Source organism: Rhodoblastus sp. (assembly GCF_052145335.1).
Lineage (GTDB): Bacteria > Pseudomonadota > Alphaproteobacteria > Rhizobiales > Beijerinckiaceae > Rhodoblastus.
In genome coordinates this window covers 1-8,577 of sequence record NZ_JBKQOU010000180.1, presented here as the reverse complement: position 1 = coordinate 8,577, position 8,577 = coordinate 1, and the positions used below count along the sequence as shown (strand labels likewise).

At 61.7% G+C, this 8,577-nt stretch carries 8 protein-coding genes; 2 read left to right on the top strand and 6 right to left on the bottom strand.

Translation table 11 applies throughout. From position 1 onward, the window contains the following. Window positions 1–631 precede the first annotated feature (631 nt). The gene (locus tag ACLP2E_RS11625) at window positions 632–829 is read left to right on the top strand and encodes a hypothetical protein (RefSeq protein ID WP_442466023.1); all 198 of its coding nucleotides are present in this window, start codon (window positions 632–634) and stop codon (window positions 827–829) included. Between the two features lie 27 nt (window positions 830–856). Here the strand turns inward: ACLP2E_RS11625 and ACLP2E_RS11620 are convergent, their stop codons facing one another. From ACLP2E_RS11620 to ACLP2E_RS11610, 3 genes are read right to left on the bottom strand one after another with little or no spacing between them, the layout of a single operon-like run. Beyond that, window positions 857–1,648, bottom strand: a complete 792-nt coding sequence (locus tag ACLP2E_RS11620) for an enoyl-CoA hydratase (protein ID WP_442466022.1) — start codon at window positions 1,646–1,648, stop codon at window positions 857–859. A gap of 3 nt (window positions 1,649–1,651) precedes the next feature. Then, window positions 1,652–2,548, bottom strand: a complete 897-nt coding sequence (gene mmsB / locus ACLP2E_RS11615; protein WP_442464144.1) for a 3-hydroxyisobutyrate dehydrogenase — start codon at window positions 2,546–2,548, stop codon at window positions 1,652–1,654. Between the two features lie 19 nt (window positions 2,549–2,567). After that, window positions 2,568–3,740, bottom strand: a complete 1,173-nt coding sequence (locus tag ACLP2E_RS11610) for an isobutyryl-CoA dehydrogenase (RefSeq protein ID WP_442466021.1) — start codon at window positions 3,738–3,740, stop codon at window positions 2,568–2,570. A gap of 266 nt (window positions 3,741–4,006) precedes the next feature. Between ACLP2E_RS11610 and ACLP2E_RS11605 the strand changes: the two genes are divergently transcribed. Then, complete coding sequence (locus tag ACLP2E_RS11605) at window positions 4,007–5,506, top strand: CoA-acylating methylmalonate-semialdehyde dehydrogenase (RefSeq protein WP_442466020.1); 1,500 nt, start codon at window positions 4,007–4,009, stop codon at window positions 5,504–5,506. Between the two features lie 366 nt (window positions 5,507–5,872). Here the strand turns inward: ACLP2E_RS11605 and ACLP2E_RS11600 are convergent, their stop codons facing one another. The 3 genes from ACLP2E_RS11600 to ACLP2E_RS11590 all read right to left on the bottom strand — a co-directional run bounded on the left by ACLP2E_RS11600 (window position 5,873) and on the right by ACLP2E_RS11590 (window position 8,304). Continuing rightward, window positions 5,873–6,082 (bottom strand): hypothetical protein, encoded by a 210-nt coding sequence (locus ACLP2E_RS11600; protein ID WP_442466019.1) that lies wholly within the window; start codon window positions 6,080–6,082, stop codon window positions 5,873–5,875. 189 nt (window positions 6,083–6,271) lie between these two features. Further along, window positions 6,272–7,171 (bottom strand): LysR family transcriptional regulator, encoded by a 900-nt coding sequence (locus tag ACLP2E_RS11595; protein WP_442466018.1) that lies wholly within the window; start codon window positions 7,169–7,171, stop codon window positions 6,272–6,274. A gap of 95 nt (window positions 7,172–7,266) precedes the next feature. Next, the gene (locus tag ACLP2E_RS11590) at window positions 7,267–8,304 is read right to left on the bottom strand and encodes an enoyl-CoA hydratase/isomerase family protein (RefSeq protein WP_442466017.1); all 1,038 of its coding nucleotides are present in this window, start codon (window positions 8,302–8,304) and stop codon (window positions 7,267–7,269) included. Window positions 8,305–8,577 lie beyond the last annotated feature (273 nt).

The following is an 8,577-nucleotide window of genomic DNA, read 5'->3' as shown; positions in this document are numbered from 1 at the left end:
TCTTAAAACTTTGACGTAATTTCTATTGGGCACGGTTTTGGATTGAAACATCAATAATTTCGGAGCTGACGCCATGGCCAGATATTCCGATTTAATAGCGTTGTTTTTAATTATGGTTTCGGCCATCGTCTCTTTGAAACTTGTACAAATGTTTATTGACACGACATACGTGCTGTTTACCTGGCATGGCCACAATTAAACTGTGATCAGCTCGCGAGTTCCAGTCAAAGGGCCCCATCGTCTAAAGATAGCTTGACGAGATAATGTAATCATTAAAATCGGACCGTGTCGCGTTCGGTTTTTCTTACGCGCCGCCATAACCTTTCTCGACAACAGCTCTCGCTCCCTCATCTATCGCGGCAACGCCAGCCATGCCGCCGGTATTCGGAACCGCTGTGATCGCGATCGGCGCCGCCTTGTCACACCGAGCGAGGGCAAAAACCTTGTCGATAGCGTCCGCCCGGCCTTGCGGAACGAAAGCGGCCTCACGCAGGCAAACCATCGGGCGGCAAAATGAGTCGGTCATGGGCGATATTTTTCGGAACTTTTCAGCGGAAATGCTGGTTGGACAAAATGACGCAGCGTCAAGCTAGCGCCACCTTCCTTGCGAACACAACCGGCCGAGGATCGCATGCTGCCCTATGGCGTGACCATCCGTCCCCTAAATCAGGCGCCTGTTCCGGCAAGCCCCGTTAACGGCGCCGTCGAACTTCCCTTCTTTGGCGCGGGGCGCGAAGCCAAGGTTCAATTCGCCCCGCACCGGCTGCTCCGGAACTATGCCGAATATCGCCGGCTGAACGCCGGCGCAAAATCGCTTTTCGATCGCTAGAAGAACACGAACGCGCCTGCGCACCCGTCAGGAATTGCCGAAATGCGCGGGCCGCTTTTCCACAAATGCGCCCATACCCTCCTTCTGGTCCTGTGTGGCGAACAGCGACTGGAATAGCCGGCGCTCGAAACGCGCGGCCGGGCCGAGGGGCATCTCGAAAGCCATGTTCACCGCCTCCTTGCAAAGCCGCGCCACCGGCAGCGACATGGAGGCGATGGTTTCGGCTGCGCCAAGCGCCTCATCCATCAGCTTGTCGACCGGGACCACGCGCGACACCAACCCGCTGCGCTCGGCCTCGCTGACGTCCATCATCCGTCCGGTCAGGCACATGTCCATCGCCTTGGCCTTGCCGACGGCGCGGGTCAGGCGCTGCGAACCGCCCATCGCCGGCATGACCCCGATCTTGATCTCCGGCTGGCCGAATTTCGCCGTCTCCGAGGCGATGATCATGTCGCAGAGCATCGCCAGTTCGCAGCCGCCGCCCAGAGCATAGCCGGAAACCGCCGCTATGATCGGAACGCGGATCTGCGGCAGCAGGTCCCACAGGTGAAACCAGTCCAGCCGATGCGCGTCCATATAGGACAGCGACTGCATTTCCTTGATGTCGGCGCCGGCGGCGAAGGCTTTTTGCGACCCGGCGATGACGATGCAGCCGATATCGTCGCTGGCGTCGAACATCTTCAGCGCGCCGGTGATGTCGATCGCGCTCTGAACGTTCAGCGCGTTCAGCGCCTGCGGACGATTGAGCGTAATGAGGCCGACGCGGCCGCGCTGCTCGACCAGAATGGTTTCGTACCTGGGTAGGGAAATCGCGTTCATGTGTCAGGCTCCGTGCGCGGTGCGGATGAAATTGATCACCCCGGAAAAATCCGTCTCGGCGCCGCCCGCCCCGACAAAATCGTCGAAAATTCGGGTGGCGTGAAGGCCGAGCGCGGTTGGCGCGTCGACGTCTTCCGCCGCCGCCTGCGACAGTTTCAAATCCTTCAGCATCAGCGCGGCGGCGAAGCCGGGCTTGTAGGAATTATTTGCCGGGCTCGCCGGAACAGGGCCAGGAACCGGGCAATAGGAAGTCAGCGACCAGCATTGTCCGGAGGAAGTCGAGGCGACGTCGAACAGGGCCTGATGCGACAGGCCGAGCTTTTCGCCGAGGACGAAGGCTTCCGACACCGCGATCATCGAAACACCCAAAATCATGTTGTTGCAGATTTTCGCCGCCTGGCCGGCGCCAGCGGCGCCGCAATGCACGATTTTCTTGCCCATGGCGGCGAGGATCGGCTCCGCCGCCTTGGCCGCCTCGTCCGAACCGCCCACCATGAAGGTCAGCGTGCCGGCGGCGGCGCCGCCGACCCCGCCCGACACCGGCGCGTCGACCGAGAGCATCCCCGCTTTTGCCGCCGCCTCATGGGCGATGCGGGCGCTGGCGATATCGACCGTCGAGCAGTCGATGAACAGGGTCTTGGGTTTTGTCGCGGCGAGAAGGCTGCCGGCGCCGCAATAGGCGTCGATCAGGTGCTTCCCCATCGGCAGCATCGTGACAACCACATCCGCGTCTGCCGCCGCCGAGGCGCCGCTGTCGGCGCCGACGACCCCCGCCTCGGCCGCCCGCTGCATGGCGGCGGGAGCGAAATCGAAGCCGGCGACCTCATGGCCGGCGCGGACAAGATTGGCCGCCATGGGCAGGCCCATGTTGCCCAGTCCGATGAATGCGATTTTCGTCATGTTTCGTTCCCTGTCTCTCTTATTTTCCGGCGATCAGATTGCGCGCCACGATCAGCCGCATGATTTCGTTGGTCCCTTCGAGAATCTGGTGGACGCGCAGGTCGCGCACGATCTTCTCGACGCCGTATTCGGCGAGATAGCCGTAGCCGCCGTGCAATTGCAGCGCGTCGTTGGCGACGTTGAAACAGGCGTCGGTGACGAATTTCTTGGCCATGGCGCAGAGCTTGGTCGCCTCGGGGCTTTTGACGTCGAGCGCACAGGCCGCCCGCCAGAGAAAGGAGCGCGACGCCTCCAGGTCGATCGCCATGTCGGCGAGGCGGAATTGCAGCGCCTGAAAATCGCTGAGGTTGCGCCCAAAAGCCTGCCTTTCCGCCATATAGGCCAGGGTCCGGTCGAGCGCGTTCTGCGCGCCGCCGAGCGAACAGGCGGAAATATTGAGCCGCCCGCCGTCGAGCCCGGCCATGGCGATCTTGAAGCCCGAACCCTCGGGCCCAAGGCGGCTGGCGGCGGGCAGGCGCAGGTCCTCGCAGATCACCTGCCGCGTCGGCTGGGCGTTCCAGCCCATTTTTTTCTCATTGGCGCCGAAGGAAAGTCCCGGCGTTCCCTTTTCGACGACAAAGGCGGAAATGCCGGCGGCGCCGGTCTCGGCGGTGCGCGCCATCACCACATAAATGTCCGAGGCGCCCGCCCCCGAGATGAATTGCTTGACGCCGTTGAGCACATATTCGTCGCCGTCTTTCACCGCGCGCATCCGCAGGGCGGCGGCGTCGGAACCGGCGGCGGGCTCGGTCAGGCAATAGGAGGCGAGGTGCTCCATCGTGGCGAGTTTGGGGATATATTTCGCTCTCTGCGCGTCGTCGCCGAAACGGTCGATCATCCAGGTCGCCATGTTATGGATCGACAGGAAAGCGGCGACCGAGGGACAGCCGCCCGCCAGAGCCTCGAAGATCAGGGCTGAGTCGAGGCGGGTCAGGCCCGAACCGCCAAAGTCCTCTCGCGCGTAAATGGCGCCCATGCCCAGCGCTGCGGCCTTGCGGAAAACATCGACCGGGAAATGCTTTTCCTGATCCCATTCGACCGCCTTGGGGGCCAGTTCCTCGCGCGCGAAATCGCTCGCCATGTCGCGGATGGCGCGCTGCTCCTCGGTGAGCGCGAAAGGATTGGCGACGTCGTGGCTATTGTGGTCCAGCATTTCCCCCTGCCCTTACTTCAAGCCTGACGCTTCCGTCGCGACGGCCCGATTTAACGGCTGAGCCTAACAGCATTGCCCAACAAGGAAACGCCGCAAAAAGCAGAACCGATCCGCAGAAATCCCGAGACATGCGACTATATTGCGGTGCGGAAGACGATTTTTCACACAACCGTTTGGCGAATATATGCGTTGAAGGGAAAGGCCGCCTCGTTCAAACCCATGGAAACAACAAGTCTGCGAAACAACAAGTCTGGAGAGGAAAGCCCATGGTTGCGGAAATTACCCATTTTATCGGCGGCAAGCACGTCAAGGGAACGTCGGGCCGCTTCGCCGACGCTTATCTGCCGACGACCGGCGAAGTGATTTCGCGAGTGCCGCTGGCCTCGGCGAGCGAGGTGCGCGCAGCGGTCGAGAACGCCCGCGCGGCGCAGCCCGCCTGGGCGGCGACCAATCCGCAGCGCCGCGCCCGGGTGATGATGAAATTCGTCGAACTGGTCAATCGCGACATGCAGCCGCTGGCCGAACTGCTGGCGCGCGAACATGGCAAGACCGTTCCCGACGCCAAGGGCGACGTTCAGCGCGGTCTTGAAGTGGCGGAATTCTGCATCGGCATTCCCCACCTTCTGAAGGGCGAATATACCGACAGCGCCGGTCCCGGCATCGACATTTATTCGATGCGCCAACCGCTCGGGGTCGTCGCCGGCATCACGCCGTTCAATTTTCCGGCGATGATCCCGATGTGGAAATTCTGTCCGGCCATCGCCTGCGGCAACGCATTCATTCTGAAACCTTCGGAGCGCGATCCGGGCGTGCCGCTGCGTCTCGCCGAACTGATGATCGAGGCCGGGCTGCCGGCCGGAATCCTCAATGTCGTCAACGGCGACAAGGAGGCGGTGGACGCCATTCTCGACGACCCGGACATCAAGGCTGTCGGCTTCGTCGGCTCCACCGCGATCGGCGAATATATTTACGCGAGAGGCTGCGCCAATGGAAAGCGCGTGCAGGCTTTCGGCGGCGCGAAAAACCATATGGTCATCATGCCCGACGCCGACCTAGACCAGACCGTCGATGCGCTGATCGGCGCCGGCTATGGTTCGGCGGGCGAGCGCTGCATGGCGATTTCGGTCGCGGTGCCGGTCGGCCAGGCCATTGCCGACGAATTGGTGAAGCGCCTGATTCCCCGCGTGGAAGCGCTGAAAATCGGCCCCTCCACCGACGTGACCGCCGATTACGGCCCGCTGGTGACGCAGGCCCATCTCGACAAGGTGAAATCCTATATCGACATCGGCGAGAGCGAAGGCGCGAAGCTGGTGGTCGACGGGCGCGGCTTCAAGATGCAGGGCTATGAAAACGGCTTCTATCTCGGCGGCTGCCTGTTCGACCATGTCACCCCCGACATGCGTATCTACAAGGAAGAAATCTTCGGGCCGGTGCTGTCGATCGCGCGCGCGCAGAATTATGAAGCCGCGCTGAAACTCTGCAATGACCACGAATATGGCAATGGCGTCGCCATCTTCACCCGCGACGGCGACGCGGCCCGCGACTTCGCCTCTCGCGTAAATGTCGGCATGGTCGGGGTGAATGTGCCGATCCCGGTGCCGATCGCCTATTACACATTCGGCGGTTGGAAACGTTCGGGTTTCGGCGACCTCAACCAGCACGGTCCCGACGCGGTGCGCTTCTACACCAAGACCAAGACCGTCACCGCGCGCTGGCCCTCAGGCGTCAAGGATGGCGCGAGCTTTGTCATACCGACGATGCATTGATTTCGGGGACAAAATTTTTGGGGGCGGAAATCGGGATGGTTTCCGCCTCTTTTTTGCGGCGTGCGTCTGCAAGGCGGCCATTTCCGGACGTTGCCGAGCTGGATGACTTCCTTCCGAAGCGGCTCGAAGGAGCCATTGCCTTATGACGACGAAGGACGGCTCGGCGCCATAACCGGCAATCTCGAACGCCCCATCAGCATTGATGGATCTCAACAAGGCAAAGGCCATGTGGAAATGACCGGCTATTGAGCGCTGGAGCCGAAAGCGGCATTGCGCCTATGGTTTCGAAGTCAGCAGTTCAAGTCCATGCACCACGAGGCTCGCGTGCATCGCGCCTTGGCCCTTAGCGACACCTGGTAGCCGCCATCAGTTTGTCTTTTCTTCCATCCTCGGCGTTTCTCCCACGGCCTGATGGTGCTTCATCTCTTTCTGGCGGTGATGCTTCATCATATGGTGAGGCGGCGCCGGCTTCGCTTCCTCAGTGGGTGGGAAGTAGCCACCATAGGCCATCGCAGTGGCAGGTGAAAGAACAAAAAGTAATGAAAGGGCCAAAGCAGAGCCTGTTTGCTTGAGCATGGCAATCTCCATTGCTGGATTATCTATATATACGCTATTCTGAGGTTGGTTCAAAGCCTGCCAAAGCCAGTATGACTGCAATCCGCCGCCTCAAGACATTTGTTCCGGATCAATGAATGTCCTCGGTAGGGTGACAAGCAGTCGCAGCAGAGGCCGCCCCGAATGTTCGCCAAGTCGATGCGCGAACCTCTACGGCCCATCAAGAAACAGCGCTTTCTCGTTCTCCACCAGATCGTAAAGATAATCCGCCACCGCCCGCACCTGCGGGAATTGCCGTCCATCGGCGTGCATCAGCAGATAAAATGACCTGAGTATCGAGATCTCGTCGGGCAGGATCGGGACAAGCTGCGGGAAGTTCCTGGCCAGAAAACGGGGCAGGACCGCGACGCCCACCCCGGCCAGCACCGCCTGCAATTGCGCGATCAGATTGGCGCTGCGGATCTGCGCCGAAAGACCCGGCAGAACCTGCGGGAGATAGTCGAGTTCCGGCGTGAACAGAAGCTCGCCGATATAGCCGATCACCCGCCTTCCCATCAGGTCGGAGCGCTGCCGGATTTCCGGCGTTCGCTCAAGATAATCCTTCGAGGCGTAAAGAAACAGCCGGTAATCGACCAGTTTCCGCCCAAAAATCCGGCCTTCCTGCGGCATGGCGAGGCTGATGGCGATATCCGCCTCGCGCTTCGACAGCGAGAACAGCCGCGCCGTCGCCACCAGTTCGAGATCGAGGTCGCGATGTTGGTCGGCGAAGGCGCCAAGGCGCGGCGCGAGAAAATAGCTGCCGAAACCGTCGGGCGCGCCGATGCGCACCGAGCCGGTCAGATGCGCGCCGCCGCCGCCGATTTCCGCCTGGCCGCTGCGGATCTCGGACTCGATCGATTCCGCCACCGCCATCGCCCGGCGGCCGGCGTCGGTGATTTCATAGCCGGTCTTGCGCCGCACGAACAGTTTTGCGCCGAGCGCGCTTTCCAGTCGGTCGATGCGGCGGATCACCGTGGCATGATCGACGCCCAGTCTTTTCGCCGCCGCCGAAACCGTGGCGTCACGCGCCACCGCGAGGCAATATTGCAGGTCGTTCCAATCCAGACCCATATAAAAACTCTTTGCCCCGACTCGTCGCGGTCAACGATCCCTCGCTTCAGCTCGGCGTCGCATTCGCTCCTAACCAAATCTCACGAGATTAGGCGTTATTTCAAATCGCTGTCCGAAAAATAAGCCTCGACCGCCTCGTCCGACACGTCTTCAAGCCTCGCCGGCGACCATTTGGGCTTGCGGTCCTTGTCGATCACCGCCGCGCGAACGCCCTCGCGCATGTCGTGGCTGCGCATGAGGTGGGTCGCGACCGTCAGCTCCATGGCGAGACAGGGCGCGAGTTTCTTGAATTCGCGGCCCTTGCGCAGCGCCCGCAGCGCGATCTTCAGCGAAGTCGGCGAATTGCCCCGGATTTTCTGCAGATCATCCAGTCCTTCAGGCTCACCGCGCGCGGCGAGACGCTCGCAGATTTCTTCGACCGTATCGGCAGAAAAAGCCTCGTCGATCCAGCTCTGGGCCGACTCCAGCTCCCCCGGGCTGGGCGGCGTCGCCAGCGACAGCAATTGCTTTTCGATATCTTCCGCCGAGCGGCAGTCGCGCAAGCGTTTCGGTAGATCGGCCAGCCGCGCCATTTCGATATGAAAGTCGGCGAGACCGAGGAAAAGCGCGTCGGCGGCGCCGACGCGGCCGGCGGTCAGCGCCAGATGGGTTCCGCTTTCGCCGGGCGCCCGCGACAGCAGATAGGTGGCGCCGACGTCCGGCAGGAAGCCGATGCTGGTTTCCGGCATGGCGATGGTGGTGGTTTCGGTGACGATGCGGTGTGACGCATGGGCGGAAAGGCCGATGCCGCCGCCCATGACGATGCCGTTCATCACCGCGACGATGGGCTTCGCATAGTCGGCGATCATCTGGTTGAGGGCATATTCCTCGCGCCAGAACCCCGCCGGGCGCAGATTGCCGCTCAGCAGGTCCTCGTAAATGGCGCGAATGTCGCCGCCGGCGCAGAGCCCGCGCTCGCCTGCCCCACGAATCAACACCAGGCTGACGCCGTCGCTGGCGCTCCATTGCGTCAGCGCCGCCGAAATCGACCGAACCATTCCCAGCGTGAGCGCATTGATCGCCTTGGGGCGATTGAGGGTCACCAGACCGATTCCGCCGATTTCCTCGACCAGAACTTCCGCTTCCGCATTCATGCGCACAATCCGTCGCTTCTCGTAATCAATGGTCCAGATAAGCCGACTCGCGCCGCCGGCTCAACCCGGCCGAACTGCCTAGAACACGAGGCCGCTCACGACTGGGCCGCTTCCTCGGCGCTTTCGTAAATATGCGGCGCGACGCCGCGCTTGCTCAGCGCCGCGCCGAGTTTTACCCGCAGGAAGCCGCTGGTGGTGTAGCGGGTGACGTCGGAATAGTGGGTGTCCATCAGCCTTCGCACCATGTCGGAATACTCGTCCAGCAATTCCGGC